Source organism: Pseudoalteromonas sp. SWYJZ19 (assembly GCF_015864375.1).
Taxonomy (GTDB): Bacteria; Pseudomonadota; Gammaproteobacteria; order Enterobacterales; family Alteromonadaceae; genus Pseudoalteromonas; species Pseudoalteromonas arctica.
The window spans coordinates 151,613-169,480 of record NZ_JADYXI010000009.1; the positions used below are offsets into that span (position 1 = coordinate 151,613).

General features: G+C 39.1%; 14 protein-coding genes. 12 read left to right on the forward strand and 2 right to left on the reverse strand.

Features of this window, described 5'->3' with window-relative positions:
* Positions 1-66 precede the first annotated feature (66 nt).
* The 5 genes from I6F45_RS11180 to I6F45_RS11200 all read left to right on the forward strand — a co-directional run bounded on the left by I6F45_RS11180 (position 67) and on the right by I6F45_RS11200 (position 7,366).
* Positions 67-1,797, forward strand: coding sequence for a sensor histidine kinase (locus tag I6F45_RS11180; protein WP_024593156.1), 1,731 nt, complete (start codon positions 67-69; stop codon positions 1,795-1,797).
* Positions 1,790-3,154 (forward strand): sigma-54-dependent transcriptional regulator, encoded by a 1,365-nt coding sequence (locus tag I6F45_RS11185; protein ID WP_024609208.1) that lies wholly within the window; start codon positions 1,790-1,792, stop codon positions 3,152-3,154. Before I6F45_RS11180 ends, I6F45_RS11185 begins: the two co-directional genes overlap by 8 nt.
* 174 nt (positions 3,155-3,328) lie before the next feature.
* Positions 3,329-4,285: a porin gene (locus tag I6F45_RS11190; RefSeq protein WP_024593158.1), complete on the forward strand. Its 957-nt coding sequence runs from the start codon at positions 3,329-3,331 to the stop codon at positions 4,283-4,285.
* An 8-nt stretch (positions 4,286-4,293) separates the two neighbouring features.
* On the forward strand, positions 4,294-5,769 hold the full coding sequence (locus I6F45_RS11195; RefSeq protein ID WP_165729468.1) for an SLC13 family permease: 1,476 nt from the start codon (positions 4,294-4,296) through the stop codon (positions 5,767-5,769).
* Positions 5,770-5,947: 178 nt separating this feature from the next.
* The gene (locus I6F45_RS11200; protein WP_197160487.1) at positions 5,948-7,366 is read left to right on the forward strand and encodes a coniferyl aldehyde dehydrogenase; all 1,419 of its coding nucleotides are present in this window, start codon (positions 5,948-5,950) and stop codon (positions 7,364-7,366) included.
* Between the two features lie 148 nt (positions 7,367-7,514).
* On the opposite strand, the gene I6F45_RS11205 is transcribed toward I6F45_RS11200, so the two are convergent.
* A complete protein-coding gene (locus tag I6F45_RS11205) occupies positions 7,515-8,240 on the reverse strand; it encodes a tetratricopeptide repeat protein (protein WP_007582012.1) in 726 nt (241 codons plus the stop codon).
* A 678-nt stretch (positions 8,241-8,918) separates the two neighbouring features.
* On the opposite strand from I6F45_RS11205, the gene I6F45_RS11210 reads away from it, so the two are divergent.
* The 7 genes from I6F45_RS11210 (at position 8,919) to I6F45_RS11240 (ending at position 16,842) form a co-directional block, all read left to right on the forward strand.
* A complete protein-coding gene (locus tag I6F45_RS11210; RefSeq protein WP_197160488.1) occupies positions 8,919-9,782 on the forward strand; it encodes a DUF6279 family lipoprotein in 864 nt (287 codons plus the stop codon).
* A gap of 85 nt (positions 9,783-9,867) precedes the next feature.
* Entirely contained in the window at positions 9,868-10,896 is a 1,029-nt protein-coding gene (locus I6F45_RS11215; protein WP_197160489.1) for an XdhC family protein, read from the forward strand.
* Positions 10,890-11,483 (forward strand): nucleotidyltransferase family protein, encoded by a 594-nt coding sequence (locus tag I6F45_RS11220; RefSeq protein WP_197160490.1) that lies wholly within the window; start codon positions 10,890-10,892, stop codon positions 11,481-11,483. Before I6F45_RS11215 ends, I6F45_RS11220 begins: the two co-directional genes overlap by 7 nt.
* 200 nt (positions 11,484-11,683) lie before the next feature.
* Positions 11,684-12,172, forward strand: coding sequence for a (2Fe-2S)-binding protein (locus I6F45_RS11225; RefSeq protein WP_197160491.1), 489 nt, complete (start codon positions 11,684-11,686; stop codon positions 12,170-12,172).
* Positions 12,173-12,184: 12 nt separating this feature from the next.
* Positions 12,185-14,476 carry a xanthine dehydrogenase family protein molybdopterin-binding subunit gene (locus I6F45_RS11230; RefSeq protein WP_197160492.1) on the forward strand — a complete coding sequence of 764 codons (2,292 nt, stop codon included), beginning with the start codon at positions 12,185-12,187 and terminating at the stop codon, positions 14,474-14,476.
* 186 nt (positions 14,477-14,662) lie between these two features.
* Positions 14,663-15,634: a GTP 3',8-cyclase MoaA gene (moaA, locus tag I6F45_RS11235; protein ID WP_024593165.1), complete on the forward strand. Its 972-nt coding sequence runs from the start codon at positions 14,663-14,665 to the stop codon at positions 15,632-15,634.
* 170 nt (positions 15,635-15,804) lie between these two features.
* Positions 15,805-16,842: a GGDEF domain-containing protein gene (locus I6F45_RS11240; RefSeq protein ID WP_197160493.1), complete on the forward strand. Its 1,038-nt coding sequence runs from the start codon at positions 15,805-15,807 to the stop codon at positions 16,840-16,842.
* Between the two features lie 10 nt (positions 16,843-16,852).
* Here I6F45_RS11240 and I6F45_RS11245 read toward each other — a convergent pair whose 3' ends face one another.
* Positions 16,853-17,791 carry a LysR family transcriptional regulator gene (locus I6F45_RS11245; RefSeq protein ID WP_165729475.1) on the reverse strand — a complete coding sequence of 313 codons (939 nt, stop codon included), beginning with the start codon at positions 17,789-17,791 and terminating at the stop codon, positions 16,853-16,855.
* Positions 17,792-17,868 lie beyond the last annotated feature (77 nt).

Below are 17,868 nucleotides of genomic sequence, written 5' to 3' on the forward strand. Positions count from 1 at the left end.
TCTGCTAGAGATTAGCCGTTACACTAGCGCCCTAAAATTTTCTTGGCTATTTTTTGCGAGTTCTTCATGTTTTCTTTTTCTAAAAAAATCATTACTGTTTGTGTGTTACTCGTACTTATATTAGTTGTTACGTTTTGGCTTGGTCGTTCTCATGATGTTGAGCAAGCAACCTACCAGGCTGAGCGCCAAGTTACGCAATTAAATAACTATATTGATACTGAGCTTGCTCGTTTTTCTGCTATTCCCCAGTTACTTACCTATAACTCGTTAATGATAGACTTTGTAGATGCGCAGCCACAGCACTATAACGCTATTAATAACTACCTTGCTGATATTCAACAAGCCAGTGGTGCCTCAGATATTTTTGTTCTAAATACTCAAGGCGAAGTTATTGCCAGTAGTAATTGGCAAGCAGATTATACTTTTTTAGGTAGCAACTTTGCGTTTAGACCTTATTTCAAACGTGCATTTGCAGGCGAAAAAGTAGCGTACTTTGCATTAGGCATGCGCTCTAAAGAGCGTGGTATTTACTTTTCACAAGCAGTATATCGCGACAATAAAGCCATTGGTGTTGTTGTGTTAAAAGTGAATGTAAGTAAATTTGAGGATGACAGAGAGCTTCTAAATACTTCAAAGGGTAGTCACTTTTTTTTGCAGCTTGCAGATGAGGTAATTGCAATGTCAGATATGCAAACGTGGCGATTAAACAGCTTCACTGAACTTGATATAACTATGCGCAGAGATATTAAATCTCGTCGGGCTTATTTAGATCATCAGCCTTTGTATATTAAGCAGTTTCAATTTTCTAATGAAGGTATTAAACATTTAAAAATAGATAAAAAACTTTACGTAATGTCGCAAAGACCTTTACGATATTTTAATGCCACAATGAACGTACTCGTTGATATAACAAAAGTTAATTCAGCTCAACTGCCTCGCTTATTTTGGGTATTTATTATCTGTAGTTTAGTTATTATTGTTAGTTATATTTTATTAACTCGTTTTGCGGGCTATAAAAAACTGGTGTACTCCAGACATAGCCTTGAACTTGAAGTCCTTGAGCGCACTCAAGCTTTGGAAAAAGTACAAACGGCTTTAGTTCAATCTGCAAAGCTTGCGACAATAGGACAGCTAAGTGCAGGAATCAACCACGAAATAAACCAGCCGCTCAGTGCTATTAATACTTATTTAGCTTCGGCAAAGCGTTTATTAGCTAAAGGAAATACTTCAGCACTTGGTGAAAGCTTAGTAGTGATTGAGGGATTAGTTAATCGAGTGCACCAAATTGTAGGTCAGTTAAAGCATTTTAGTAAACCTTCAAAAATGCAGCTCAGACCTTACCCTCTTGCAGGGCTTGTTAATAACGCATTAATGATTTCTAGCGCGCAGTTAAAGCAAGATAACGTACAAGTAGAGCCACCTCATTTTGATGAAACAGTCGTTGTGTGGGTCGATTCGCTTAAATTTGAACAAGTACTTGTTAATTTAATTACTAATGCTAGCCAAGCTATGAATGGTGCAATTATTCGTAACTTAAGTTTTCAGCTGGAGTGTTTTGAAGAGCGAGTAAAACTGTCGATTTTAGATACTGGCTCTGGTATTGAGCAACATGCATTTGGTAATTTGTTTGAACCTTTTTATAGTACTAAATCAAGTAAAGGTTTAGGCCTTGGTTTATCTATATCAAAACAAATAATAGATTCGTTTAATGGTTGTTTGAGCGCGCACAATCGAGTTGAAGGCGGGGCTGAATTTATAATTAGCCTCTCTAACAGGCAGGAAAATAAAGATGATTGATAGCTCCCCATGTAATCACATAATAGTCATTGATGATGAAGCAATGATCAGAGACTCTTTAAAGCAATTGCTCACTCTCGAAGGATACACCGTTGAGTGTTTTAATGACGCAAGCACCGCTCTTAGCAAACTCAATAGGCGCTTTGCTGGAGTTGTGCTGAGCGATATAAATATGCCGAACATGGATGGCCTAACGCTTTTAGAGCAAATAACGGCTTTTGATAGTGAGCTCCCTGTAATATTTTTAACTGGTTACGCTGATGTATCGATAGCAGTTAAAGCGATGCAATTAGGTGCGTATGATTTATTTGAAAAACCAGTTAACGAACATCTTCTTGATTGCATAGCACGAGCGTGCGACAAACGAAGCCTTGTTATGGAGAACCGCGCATTAAAAGTGGCTGTACAGAAAACCTCAGCCCCAGGTGTACGCATACTAGGTGACACACCTAAAATGCAACACATGATGCACTTATTAAACACAATTATAGATACCCCAACCGATGTAATGATTGAAGGTGAAACTGGCACAGGTAAAGAACTTGTAGCGCGGTATCTACACGATCAGAGTAATCGCTCTAGCTGTAATTTTGTTGCTATTAATTGTGGCGCAGTACCAGAGCAGTTAATAGAAAGCGAATTGTTTGGTGCAGCAAGTGGTGCATATACAGGGGCTACTCAAAGTCGAAAAGGTAAGTTTGAATATGCACAAGGTGGTACGGTCTTTTTAGATGAAATAGAAAGCACTCCAATGGCACTGCAAGTTAAGTTATTACGCGTATTAGAAGAGCGAAAAGTAACACCTGTAGGCGATAACAAAGCAATTGATTTAAACATCAGAATTGTTGCAGCTACAAAAGTAGACTTACTTGCGTTAGTTGAAAAGGGTGATTTTAGAGCTGATTTATACTACAGACTTAGTTTGGTTAACGTTAATATTCCGCCATTACGAGAGCGAAAAGCTGACATATTACTTTTGTTTAAACACTTTAGCTCTATTGCTGCAACTCGCTATCATAAGCCGCCGGCGGCAGTAAATTACGAAATACAACAGCGGTTAGTTGCCTATGACTGGCCGGGCAATGTGAGAGAGCTAAGAAATCAAGCAGAGCGAGCTGTATTACTTGGTGCCGAACTTGCCTTTGCTGAAGTTAAAACACAACAATTAGGTGGCTTATCTCCCGATTTAAGCTTATCTGAAAAAGTCTCTTTTTATGAGCAGTCACTTATTGAGTACGCGCTTGAGCAAAACCACGGCAGTATTAAAAACACTATGGAAACACTGCAAATTGCTCGTAAAACACTTTACGATAAAATGAGTAAATACAATCTTAATAGAGATATGTTTACTGACTAAATGTGTGGGTTTGGTGACAAGACCCACTTTCTTATGTGTGGTAATTCACACGTTTTTATTTAAATCAAACAATTTGTTTTAGTAAGTTATTGAAATATATTGCTTTTATACACTTGGCAGTAAAGTTGCCTTATTAGCGCTACAACAAGTAGATTCTAATAATTAGGGCACACGATGACAAAAACTACACACACCTGTATTTTATTTCTATCCTATGGTTGCTTAGCTACATTTTCACACACATCTTTTGCTGCAGAGTACGCTGTATACGGTAAAGCTGAAGTACAAATTGCCAGTACTGATACGGGCATAATGCGTTATGCCGAAGAGGGTACTCAAATTGAAGCGCCATACTCGCGTATTGGTATTAAGGGCGATCATAAACTTAACGAATATTTAAGTGCTGTTTTTAAATATGAGGTACAAGTTAAAGGTTTTGAAGAAGATGATACGCAAGAACCTTTCACAGCACGTAATACTTACTTAGGTTTAAAAGGCGCGTTTGGTGAAGTTGTTGTAGGTCGTAACGACACTCGTTTTAAATATTCTGAAGGTAAACTCGATAACTTTAACGAAACTCAAGCCGATATGGCACAGGTTATAGCAGGCCAAGATCGCCTCGGTGATACTATAACTTACACCTCAAACTATTGGCATAATACGCAGTTTTCATTTACTTATGCGCCAAAAGATGACAATAAAGACGATAAAGCAGGCTTTGCTGCTACGCTTATTTATGGCGACCGTAATTTAAAAAGTACTTCATATTATGTGTCGTTCAGTCATGTAGATTCACTTAACAATGTAAAAGCAAGCCGCCTTGTTGGTGTTTATAAGTTCGAACAATTACAGTTAGGTGCGCTGTACCAGCATTCAGAATCAGTAGATGGCAGTAAGTCGGGCAATGGTTACGTATTAAGTGCCAGTTATACACTTGATAAGTGGGTGCCAAAAATTCAATTTGCTAAAGATGACTCAACTCTTCGTCAAGCATCTGAGGCAACGCAATGGAGCACAGGCCTTGATTATGTATTTGATAAGCAAACTACAGCTTATCTTTTATATACCGATCTTAATTTAGAAGAACAAGACGACAGCAGTGTTGCTCTTGGCCTTAAATATAAATTTTAGGAAAAGTAATGACTCAACAAATTTTAAAAAACAATTCTCCTAAAAAACAGAGTATGCAATGGTTTTGGCTATTACTGGGCCCAAGCGTTATGTTGCTTACCTGTCTAGTAAACCCACCTGAGGGTATGTCGGTTGCTGCATTTAAAACAGCAGGCTTAGCATTTTGGATGGCATCGTGGTGGGTAAGTGAAGTAGTGCCAATTCCAGCAACAGCTTTGCTCCCTTTGGTAATATCACCACTTGCTGGTATAGAAGCCATAAAAAGTGTGGCTGCACCGTATGCGCACCCGCTAATATTTTTATTTTTAGGCGGATTTTTAATCTCTATCGCTATGGAGCGATGGGGGTTACATAAACGTATAGCGCTTAGCACCATGTTATATGCGGGTAAAAAGCCAAGTTTGCAAATTTTAGCAATGATGCTTGTAACTGCATTTTTGTCGATGTGGATGTCTAATACCGCAACAGCCGTAATGATGCTACCTATTGCACTTTCAATTACCAATTTGGTTAAGCAATCAGACCCAAGTAATGAAGGGTTTGGCAAAGCATTGCTACTATCAATTGCTTATGGTGCAAGCATTGGTGGTATTGCTACTTTAATTGGTACACCGCCTAATGCATTAATGGCTGCATACCTATCTGACAGTTACCAAATTGAAATAGGCTTTGCTCAGTGGATGATTGTAGGCGTACCACTGTCTTTAAGTATGCTTATTATTAGTTGGGTTTGGCTTACCAAATTTGCGTATAAAGTAGATGCTAATGTTAAAAACGATCAAAAAATTGATACAAAAGCGGTGTTTTCAACGCAGCTAAAAAACCTAGGTATAATGCAACGCGCCGAAAAAGGCGTGTTATTTGTGTTTGTTTTAGCAGCACTGTGTTGGATATTTAGACCTATACTTGGCGACATAACAGGGCTTAAAATTTCTGATACGGGTATTGCGATTGCCGCCGCATTATTACTATTTGTTTTGCCTGCAAACAAAGGCAGTGACGAACGTATTCTTGATTGGGAAAGCGCAGCTAAAGTGCCGTGGGGCGTTTTATTATTATTTGGTGGCGGGCTTACACTTGCATCTCAAATTAAGTCATCAGGGCTTGCTGAATTTATTGCTCACCTAATTGAAGGCGCTAGTGCCATTCCACTTGTTATGAGTGTACTTGTTGTAGTGGCATTAATTACATTTTTAACTGAGATCACGAGTAATACAGCGACTGCAGCTGGCTTTCTTCCTTTGTTAGGACCCGTTGCAGAGTCTATAACAGGTTCGCCTTTAGTTTGGGTTATTCCTGCAGCTATAGCGTGTAGTTGTGCGTTTATGATGCCGGTAGCTACACCACCAAACGCTATTGTGTTTGGCTCAGGGCAAATACAAATGCGCGACATGATAAGAGCAGGGTTTGTGCTAAATATTGTCGCCATTGTATTAATTACGCTAGTGACAATGACTATCGCAGCGCAAGTATTTGGCTTTTAAAGCTGTACTAAATTAGTTCCAACCAGTAGCTTTGTTTATATTTACAGTTTTAAACAAAGCTACTCTTTATACTTATTTATATTGCTCAAGAAGCTCTTTTTTAGATAATTAGTGTTATTGCTCGAAAAACAGAACAAGGTTATAGTCTGCGGTAACTTTAAAAATTGAGTAATCTATTTTGAGCACCGACACATCACAGGCAATGCCTTTAATTCCCCAATTTGATGAATTGCAAAAAAGCTTTCTCGAAACGCCTTACTTGCCAATTGATAAACGTCTCGTTTTATTAAAAAAACTCCGTGTACGTATTGTTGAACTTGAGCAAGAGCTAGTGGATGCTGCTTCAAAAGACTTTGGTTACAGAACCGCTTTCGATACTCTACTTGGCGATATATTGCCTACGGTTCAAACACTCGCGCACATTATCAAAAAGCTACCAAAATGGGCAAAGCCAAGTAATCGCTCTGTAGGTTTAAGTTTGTGGCCTTCAAAAGTAAGTGTTAATTACCAACCTAAAGGTGTGGTTGGTATTATTGCACCGTGGAATTACCCCATTCAGTTAGCGTTAGTACCTGTGCTTACCGCCATAGCTGCCGGTAATAGAGTTATGCTCAAATTAAGCGAGTTTACACCTCACACAAACGTCGTTATCGAAAAAATATTTAAAGACGACATACAAACGCATTGCAAAATAATACAAGGCGGTAGCGACGTAGCCGCGCAGTTTTCATCACTGCCATTTGCTCATTTATTATTTACGGGGTCATCGGCCGTTGGTAAATTAGTAATGGCTTCAGCGAGTCGTAATTTAACACCAGTAACGCTCGAACTCGGTGGTAAATCGCCAGTTATTATTACGCAAAATGCCGATATTAAAAAAGCGGCGCAAGCTTTACTGTTTGGAAAAATGGCCAACGCAGGGCAAATATGCGTTGCTCCCGACTACGTATTTGTACCCAAAGCGCTTGAGCATCAGCTGATTCAGCAATTATGCGAGCTTTATAAAAAGCACTTTAAAGACGGTGTTGAAGGTAAAAACTTAACCTCTATTATTAGCGATGCACACTATAAACGTTTAGCAACCTATTTAGAGCAAGCCCAAGAGCTTGGCGCAAACATTATTAAGCCACTTGAGCAAAACCAGCAAGATGAGCAAAAACATCGTATGGGGCTGCACTTAGTGACTCAAGTTACTGACGAAATGCAGCTTATGCAAGATGAGCTATTTGGCCCAATACTACCAATAATGAGTTATGACAAGCTCGACAGCGCAATTGACTATATTAAAGCCCATCACCACCCGTTAGCGCTTTATATTCTAGGGCAAGATAAGCACGCTCAAGAATACATTATGAAGCAAACAATCAGTGGCACTGTAGCGATAAACGATACGTTAGTGCAAGTAACTGCTGACGATGCCCCTTTTGGTGGTGTAGGGCATTCAGGAATGGGGCATTATCATGGCATAGAAGGGTTTTTAACGTTTAGCCATGCTAAAAATACGTTAGTATCGGGCTCGTTTAATCCTCGTATTGTTATGCTGCTAAAACAAAGCAAACTTCTTATTAAGCTACTAAAGTGGCTTTACATAAAATAAGAGTATGTTGATTTTGTAAAGTTGAATAGATTTTGAATCTGCTAAATCAAGATATATTAAAAAGGCTGAATTACGTTATGTAATTCAGCCTTTTTTAGATTAGTTTCAAACTAAGGTTAAGGTCTTAAACTCTTAAGAGCCTTAAACTTTAAAATAAGCGACCTTCGCCAGCATAAGTACCCACTTGTATTTTTGCATAAATGGCATCGGCTTTTTCTTTAGCTTCTTCAATTTCTTTAGGCAGCATTTTACGCTCATCAAGTTTGCGGCTATGACTCGCTTGCATATTGCCGTTGTACTCAGCGATAGTATTCCAAATGTATGACTTTTCTAAATCTTTTGGCATACCTAGCCCTTCAAAATACATGAGGGCTAAATTGAATTGTGCTAAAGAGTAATTGTTTGCAGCTGCTTTTTCGTACCAGTTGCGTGCCGCTTCATAATCTCGCGTAACGCCCACGCCATTGGAATACATTACACCTAAATTAAACTGAGCTGCAGGCAGGTTTTTATTGGCTGCTTTTTCAAATAAGGTAACAGCCATTTGGTGATCAAGCTTTACGCCTTTACCTTCGTCGTATAAAACAGCTAACGCAAACATTGAATCCGGATGGTTCTTTTTAACGCCTTGTTGATAAAGCGCAGCTGCTTTGCGGTAATCGCGTGTTACACCGTATCCACCTTCGTATAATTTAGCTAGTTCGTAAATTCCTGGTGCAAAACCTTTATCGGCAAGGTATTGAAACTCTTTTAGGGCGACTGCAAATTCACCTTCGTTAGCTGCTCTTATGCCATCTTCTAATGTTGCATGAGCGAAAGGGCTGGCAAGTAAAACGCCAGCAAGAACGAGTGCTTTCAAATTAAACTGTGACATATTAATGTCTCCAATTAGTAATAGTTACGATAGGTTTTAGGGCCAGTATATCTTGCCGCGATTAAATAGCGCCTAAATAGAACAAGTTTTAATCCCGAAAGGTAAACAGACTTTAGTTAAATGCTAAATTATTAAATTTTTGCACTATTTGCGCATTTTAAACGTTTAATACTCAATGCATTTAAGTAGAGACTAAATCGGTTATTATAAATAGATGCAAAAAAGGGTGTCTACTGTTATGTTTTACGCAAGCTTTAGCGCAAACGCAAGGCGATACCTTATCAGATCGTGCGTATAAAATGTAAATAATAGCGCGGTGGACTTTTAAGGTAAGTAAACGAGTTTAAGATACAGATTTTATAGAAAATTTAAAGAAATAAAAAAAGCCCGTTAGGGCTTTTTTGAGTCATATTAACCGTCACTAATATGAGCAATGTAGCAAGTAAATGTGATATTTGATGTTATTACTTGGGTCGAGTAAGTAATAACACGAAGCGGCACGCTCTTCTTTTAATGTGTCAGCATCCTTGCTGAATATTCTTCCGTAGGCACTGAGGTCGTTACACTGTGTTTGTGCGAACGATTATCAGTTAGATCTAAATGCAAGTCAATACTTAAATGATAATTATTATCAAATGAGTTTTGAGCTTTGCCACAATCTAAATAATAGAGAAGGTTATGCTTAATAATTTCAAAGCAAAAAAACTAAAACAGATATGCCTTGCTGTAAGTATGTTGTTTTTATGTAGTTGTTCGGCATCTTTTACTTACAATAATTTGAGTTGGCTTTCATCGTTTTGGGTTGACGATTATGTTGATTTAAATAAAAAGCAAAATACACAGCTAAAAAACATAATTACAACAACACAAAATTGGCACCGAACTACCCAGTTACCCGCCTACAGACAAGACATACAAAATATAAAAGTATTGTTTAACCAAACATTGGAGGCTAAACAATTAAAAACACAGGTTGTGCTTGCAAAACAACATTGGCAGAATCTACTTGGATACGCAAAGCTGCCTTTAGCTGAACTTGGGGCAACCTTATCAAGTGAGCAAAGAGGTGAGCTTTTATACAATATCCAAATAAAAATTAACGACGAACGCGAAGAGTTTAACGAACAAACCCCGCTTGAGCGAAAAAGTGAGCGTTTGGAAGAGCAATTTGAATACTACGAGCAGTGGATAGGCAAGCTTAATAAACAACAAAAAGCGCTGATTAAATCAACTAATGAGCAGCACCAAGACTCAGGATCGCTGTGGTTAGAGTACAAGCAAAACCGTTTAAATGCAGCCAAACAGGTATTTACAAATGCTGAAATTACAAAAAAAGAATTTATAAATCAGTTAAGTACGGTTATTGAAGAGCGCGAACTTTATATGAGCGACGCGCTATTGAAAAGCAATGAAGCAAACTTAAATTTATATATAAATTTACTCTACGAATTAAACCTAACTCTAAATGATAAACAACGCCAAAGCGTTAATGATCAATTTGATGAGTTAATTGAAACCTTAAACGATATAATAGAAAACTAAATTGTGCGTGAATTATTAAGTTTTAAATTAGCTTTTTAGGCTGGTTTGTTTTTAAACGCAAAAAATGCTTTTTAAAGGGCAATATATGGTTACAGATTTGAAAAGTATCTTAAACACTTGGTATCTCAATAGGGACAACCAAGAATGGGTTTTAGCTACTTTGTACAAAATTGAAGGCTCTAGCTACAGAAAACTAGGGGCTATGATGCTTATTTCGAGCCTAGGCGAGCGCTTGGGGATGCTTTCAGGAGGCTGTTTAGAAGCTGACATACAGCGCCACGCTAAACAAGTAATGAGTACTTTAACCAGTAAAACCATTAGTTATGATGCCACCGATGAAGACGATTTAACATTTCAACTTGGCATTGGTTGTGGGGGCATAGTACACATTTTACTGCAGCCCATTCACAAAGCTAATGACTATTTACAGCTAGAGCTTGTATCTAAAGCACTTAATGAGAATAAACCAGGGCGATACCTTCAACAAGTAAGCCCCATTTTGCCAGCCGGTAGTGGTGTATTTACGCAAAATGATGAGTTACATGGTTTATCAATGAACCGCAAAGCGCAGTTGGTAGAATTACAAGGCGCTACGTGCTTGCAAACCTCTATTTATCCGCCGCCTCATTTATTAATTGTGGGTGGTGGGGCCGATGCAGTTCCGGTTTATACATTTGCCAAACAACTTGGTTGGAGTGTAACTGTATGGGATACACGTGCTGCCAATGCAAAAAGGCAATATTTTAAAAATGCTGATGCTATTTTGCGCTTCACACCGAGTGAGTTAAAAGAATATTGCATAACTAATAAAGTAGATGCTGCTATTTTAATGGCTCACAGCGTTGAACTTGACGCCAGTACGTTGGCTCAATTTAAAGATGTTCCATTTAAATACATAGGGTTATTGGGTCCTAAGCACAGACGTGAACAAGTTTTAGAGCACGCAAATACGCGTGTTTCACAAATAAAGTCTCCTGTTTTTGGCCCTGTCGGTTTAAATTTAGGCGGCGACTCGCCAGAGAGTATTGCACTATCGCTGATCAGTGAAATACATGCAGTGCTGTGTGACAAAAACGCCCAATCGCTAAGCCATTGGGGGCAAGAGGCGTGCTAATTGCAAAAGTTGTTTTAGCCGCAGGTCAATCATCTCGCTTTAACGGCTGTAAATTAACGGCTGATATCGGGTTTGGCAAAACAATGATTGAGCATGCAGTAAATACACTTCAAGCACTTGATGACACGCCGGTGTATGTAGTTACCGGGGTATGGCATAAAGAAGTATCACAAGCACTGGCAGGTTATAAAAACATAGAGCTCATTGAGAACAAGCAATGGAGCCAAGGTTTAGGTAATTCAATCGCGATAGCTTCTCAAACAGTGTTTAAAAATAAGTCCTTTGATGGGATTTTATTTGTGCTCGCGGATCAGGTTGAGCTAAAAGTAGCGCACTTAAGTGAGCTAGTTACTGGTTTTACACGTAATCCATCGCGCTGGTGCGCAAACTATGGCGAGCGTTTAGGTGTACCCGCTATATTCCCAGTGGTTGATTTATCTCAGCTTGCAAGCTTAACTTCAGATAGAGGTGCACAGCAATTACTGCGCTCCAGCAGTGAGGTCGTCAATACAATTAGTTTACGTAGTGCGAGTTTAGACATAGATACTCAAAAGCAGCTAAGTAATTTTATAGCTAAAAATGAGTGAAAAAGTATTAGTAGGGCAAAATAAGTTTTAGCTGCGCTAACGCTTTAGTGCAGTGGTTATGGTATTTAGCTGTTAATGTAGCTGATGCGGTAACTATATGTGTTATGGATTAGTAGTTACAACAATCTTAACTGTTATAACCCGAGTTTAAATTAAATAAATTTAAACTCGGGTTATAAAGCTTAATCAAGGGGCAAGCTATGGTGACGTTTACAATTAATGGCAAGGTGGTTGAATCACACGCAAGTGAGGATACACCATTGTTATGGGTTATTCGTGATGAAATTGGACTAAAAGGTACAAAGTTTGGTTGCGGTATTGCAATGTGTGGTGCGTGTACGGTGCATTTAGATGGGCAAGCAACTCGCTCATGTGTGCTACCAATTGGCGCTATTGCGGGTAAAAGCATTACCACAATTGAAGGACTCAATAACGAACACCCACTTCAAAAAGCGTGGGTTGAAGAGCAAGTACCGCAGTGCGGTTACTGTCAATCAGGGCAAATAATGCAAGCTGCTACATTACTTGCAGCTAATCCTAGCCCGTCAGATGAAGAAATAGTGAGCCACATGAATGGCAACTATTGCCGCTGTATGGCTTACAAACGCATTAAAACGGCTATTCAACGCGCTGCAGATGAGTCACAAAGTGTAGTAAATATATTTGATCCAAATGCACAAGACGCTTAACTGGAGCCGATAATGAAAAAATTATTTCAAAAAAATAGCGAAACCGTTAATTTAAATCGTCGCTCGTTTATGATTGGCACTGCTAGCGCGGGCTTGGTTATGGCGTTCGCCCCTGCGTTGTTTTCGGGTTCGCTCAGTGCAAAAGAATCTATTGCACAACAGGCTTTTTCACCGACTATTTGGTGGACTATGAGCACCGATGGCGCCGTAGAAGTGAGTATTGCTAAAGCTGAAATGGGTCAACATATCGGTACTGCACTTGCGCGCATTGTAGCTGATGAACTTGAATGTGATTGGGATAAAGTATCAATTACCTACGTAGATACTCACGAAAAATGGGGCTACATGGTTACCGGCGGTTCGTGGTCTGTATTTCAAAGCTTTAAGCCATTATCTCAAGCCGGTGCTGCGGGTCGAATTGCATTAATAGAAGCTGGAGCTAAAATGCTCGGCGTGCCTGCAGATAAATGTCGTGCTGAAAAGGGCTATATTATTGCAGGCGAAAAATCGGTTAGTTACGCTGACATAGTTAAAAAAGGCGAGTTTAATCGTACATTTACCAGCGATGAAGTTGCAAACCTGCCACTCAAATCTGCTAATAAACGTCATTTAACTGGGCTTAAACAAGACTTTAAAGCGCTTGATATACCAGCCAAAACAAATGGCACCGCAGTATACGGAATAGATGTAGAAGTTGAAGGCATGCTGTACGCGCGCCCAGTAATACCGCCAACCCGTTATGGCAGTACGGTGACAAATGTTGACGATACAGCAGCAAAAGCGATTAAAGGCTACAAAGGTTATGAAGTTTTAAATGATCCAAGCGAAACTGTACAAGGCTGGGTTGTTGTACTTGCGGACAACTACCCAAGTGCCATTAAAGCAGTAGATGCTTTAAAGGTGAGTTATAAAAAGGGTGAGTCGGCAAATATATCTGAAGCTGATATTCAAAACGAAGGTAAACGATTGTGCGAGCAACGCGACTCAGGTACGTTGTTTGTTGATGAAGGCGATATAAAGAAAACCCAAGCAGACGCCAGTGAGTCGTTAGAATCAATGTATACCACAGCGACAGCGAGTCATTATCAGCTAGAGCCACTTAATGCATTAGCCGAATTTAAAGACGGTAATTGGATTATTCATACGGGGAACCAATGGCAATCGCTTACGTTACCTGCTATTGCAAAAGCACTTGAAGTCGCCCAAGAGAAAGTGATTATTCGTCCTTATTATTTAGGCGGTGGTTTTGGTCGCCGACTATTTGGTGATTGGACTGTACCGGCAGCCCTAACTGCAAAAGCAGTGGGTAAACCAGTAAAGCTAGTATTTACACGCGCAGACGATAGTTTATTTGATCAGTCTCGCTCTGCATCTGCTGCAAAAATGACAGCTTCGTTTGATAAAAACGGCACTTTCATAGGAATGGAACATGCATTTGCGGCAGGTTGGCCTACCAAAGCAATGGCACCAGGATTTCTAGCTCCAGGTGTTGATGGTAAAGGTAAATTTGATGCGTTTTCAGCATCGGGCGCAGATCATTGGTATAGCATGAGTAGTCATCGAGCACGTGCTATTAATAACGAAGTTGCACAAAGCACCTTTACTCCAGGCTGGTTACGCTCAGTAGGACCAGGTTGGATTGCATGGAGCCTTGAGTCGTTTATTGACGAAATTGCCCATAAGCAAGGCAAAGATCCCGTTCAATTTAGAATCGAAATGTTAGATGGTAAAGGCAAGCAAGCAGGTAAAGCACCTGAGAGTGTTGGCGGAGCGCTACGTTTACGTAACGTACTTAAAACCGTGTCTGATAAAGTCGCTTCTGTTAAATTAGCGAAAGATGAGGGCATTGGTTTTTCTGTAAGTTCAGGGCAAGAACGTACTATGCCAGCATGGCTTGCAACCGCAGCGCATGTTCATGTTAACCGTGATAGTGGTAAAATAACGCTCAAAAAGCTCTATGTTGTTGTAGATGCTGGCTTAATAGTTCACCCAGATGGCGCACTGGCGCAAATTGAAGGGTCGTTACTATGGGGCAGCAGCCTTGCATTGCATGAATCAAATACGTATAAAGATGGACAGGTATCAGCGACTAACTTTAATACTTATTTACCGCTAAGAATGCAAGATGTGCCAGATATTGACATTGAATTTTTACAAAGCGATGAGTTTCCAGTTGGTTTAGGCGAACCTGGCGTTATAGGGGTTGCTCCTGCGATTGGTAATGCTGTATTTAATGCAGTAGGCGTACGTTTACGTGACCTACCAATGAAGCCAAGCGAACTTAAAAAAGGCTTAGAAGCGTAAAACAAAAATAACTAAAGGGGTATGCTTTATGCTGCTCCTTTAAGTTATTAAATATATTTATGTAATTATTATTTATGTATCAATAAGTAGCGTTGTTTATACTAATTCGCTTAATTAAATGATTAAGTATTATTGCAAATTGGTATTAGGTTGTTATTACTTGTTGATATTAGTTAAGGTTTATTTATGCTAATCGACCCAACAGGGCGAGAGTTTAGTTACTTACGTTTGTCTATTACTGATGTATGTAATTTTAAGTGTGTTTATTGTTTACCAGATGGTTATCAGGGCGGGCCAGACCGTGGTTTTCTCACAATTGATGAAATTAGCAACACGCTTAAAGCGTTTGCACACCATGGTATCGAAAAAGTAAGGATCACTGGCGGAGAGCCAACTCTTAGAAAAGATTTTATAGATGTTGTTCGCGCGGCAAAAGATGTCGCGGGCATAAAAAAAATTGCAATGACTACCAATGGTTTTTCTCTTCATAAGAATATTCATGACTGGGTAGATGCAGGCTTAAACGCCATTAATGTAAGCATTGATAGTTTAGATTCACGTATGTTTAACACCATTACTGGGCATGACAAATTTACCTCAGTAATGAAAGGCATTGATACTGCGCTTGAAACGGGTATTGATTCGGTAAAAATAAACAGCGTGCTGATGAAGCAATACAACGCAAAAGAGTTTGATACATTTTTAAATTGGGTTAAACACCGTCCCGTTACCATCCGCTTTATAGAATTGATGCAAACAAACGACAACAAAGCCTTTTTTGATGCTAACCATGTTTCTGGGCAAGTTTTAAAAACTCAGTTATTACAAACGGGTTGGCAGCAAGTTGCGCGTAGTGCATCAGCAGGTCCTGCTCAAGAGTTTGCTCATCCTGATTATCAAGGCAGAATTGGTTTGATCATGCCTTACAGCAACGACTTTTGTAGTACCTGTAACCGATTGAGGGTTACAGCAAAAGGGAATCTGCACTTGTGTTTGTTTTCTGAAGAGGGTATTTCGCTAAGAGAATATATGAACGACAGTTCAAACAGTGAATTAATGGCATTGTTATCTCGTTATATTAAAACCAAAAAACCAACTCACCTTTTACACCAAGGTAATACAGGTATTACTACTAATTTATCCATGTTAGGTGGCTAGTTGTTAAAGCCACTTAGTGATATTAAAGTATCAAACGTGTTTCTAAAACATACGACATTATCCCCAAAAGGTAAATAACTGGTTGTATCTACATGGTTTTATATCAACAAGGCTTGTTAAATTATATTTTCCCGTTAAACTTAATTTTTATTTTTTGTTAAGTGATTAGAATGGATATCGCAGCTCTTAATAGCACTAAATCATTAAGAAAAGACGTCCTTAGAGGGATGTGTCTTTGTTTTGGTTCTTTATCGGTAGGATTTGCGGGGCTTAATTTAACCGTAAATAACTTTCCACTGCTTGGCTATATCGAAATCTGTTTTTCTATTTATTGTATATTTACTTATATTTCACTTACACGCCGCCCACTACAGTTTTGGCAATCGGTTGTGATGTGCGGACTTATCACGTTTATTGTTATTTTAGCTACAGCGTTAGCATCGCCTCGTAACGGTGTATTTGTATGGTCGTTTGCATTACCTATTTTGTACTACCTGTTGTTAGGTAAACAATATGGTGTGATTTTCTCTGCAACTTTATTAGCTATCCAAATGTTTATTTTAGGGAGTAAGTCTACTCTTTCACCCTTTGAAACCTTTAACTTATCCCTTAATCTACTCTGTGCTTATTTTAGTATTTGGGCGATTTCTCATGTTTTTGAAGGGAGTCGTTCGAATTTTTCAAAGCGACTTAAAAACTTAGCGTTACTTGATCCATTAACGGGTGCAGGTAATCGGCTTTCAATGAACCACTACTTTGAAGTAGAACTACAAGATAAGTCACAGTTATATTTGTTTTTACTCGATTTAGACTTTTTTAAGCAGATAAATGATGAGCATGGCCATGGTGTCGGTGACCAAGTACTTGTTGAAGTGGCCACTTTACTAAGGGTTGCACTTGGCAGAGGGTACGTATTTAGAGTTGGCGGTGAAGAGTTCGCTTTATTTAGCTCTTTTGCAAATGAAGAGGCTGCACTAGATACCGCAGAACAAATAAGAGCACGTTTTGAAAATACAACATTTGATATTGATGGCCTTGCTATCAATATTACAACGAGTATTGGAATCGCAAAATTTAAAAGTACTAATTCATTGGAAAGCTTTGTAAACCAAGCAGATAAACAGTTATACAAAGCAAAACAATTTGGTCGCAATAAAGTGTATTGTAAGTTTAAAAAAGAACATGACTACGAAACGGTAGTTGCTTAAGCAGGGTTACTTAATACATTTGCTCAAAATTGGGGATCCCGTTTTCCCAAATTGGTTTATCTTTTCCTATATGTTCGCGTACAGCATCAAAAAATAACCGAGTTCTTACCGGTAAATCTCGATGCGGATACACGGCATACATCGCACTAAACTCCATTAGTTTCACATCAGTTAATAAAGGCACTAGTTTACCCTGTGATATTTCATCACCAATAATAAATGCAGGGGCGACAAAATAAGTGGTGCCCGATAATGTTTTCATCAGTAATGACTCTGCATCGTTTGCTCTAAACACACTTTTTATTTTTTGCTCGCAGGGCTCACCTTTACTGTTGTAGTAATCTATTGCATCTATCCGAATAGAGTTACTGGCGTAGCTTGCTGCTGGCAATTGTGCTAAATCTTCCATTGTTTTGGGCATACCATAAGTGTCTATATACTCTGGTGCTGCAACAATGAGTAAGCGATTACGCGCTATTTTACGTGCAATAAGGGATGAATCTTTTGGCTCACCAACACGAAATGCTAAATCAAACCCTTCAGAAACTATATCTACTAATCTATCGTCTAAGCGCAGTTCAACTTCTACTTGCGGAAAGCGTTTTTGAAAATCATTAAGTACCGGCTGTAAATAACGCCTGCCAATCAATGTTGATGACGTGATTTTTAACACCCCGCGTGGCTCTAAATGGTAGTTTTCAGCCATGCGTACTGTTTCGCCGAGCAACTCTCTAAGCTCAGCGGCTTTTTTGATCATTTCGGCGCCCGCCGCTGTGAGCGAAAACGAACGCGTTGTGCGGTTAAGTAACCTAACGCCTAACTCATCCTCTAAACGGCTAATTTGTTTAGATATAACAGAGCGATCTATGTTGCGTAATTCTGCAGCTTTTGCAAAAGAGCCTTGCTCAACCACTTCAAGTAACATTAAAAGTCGACTTGTTGTATCCATTATTACACCTTAACTAATTCATTGATGCCATTTTGGCATTAATGAATTTAAAAATCTATGGTTTTTAAACACGGGTT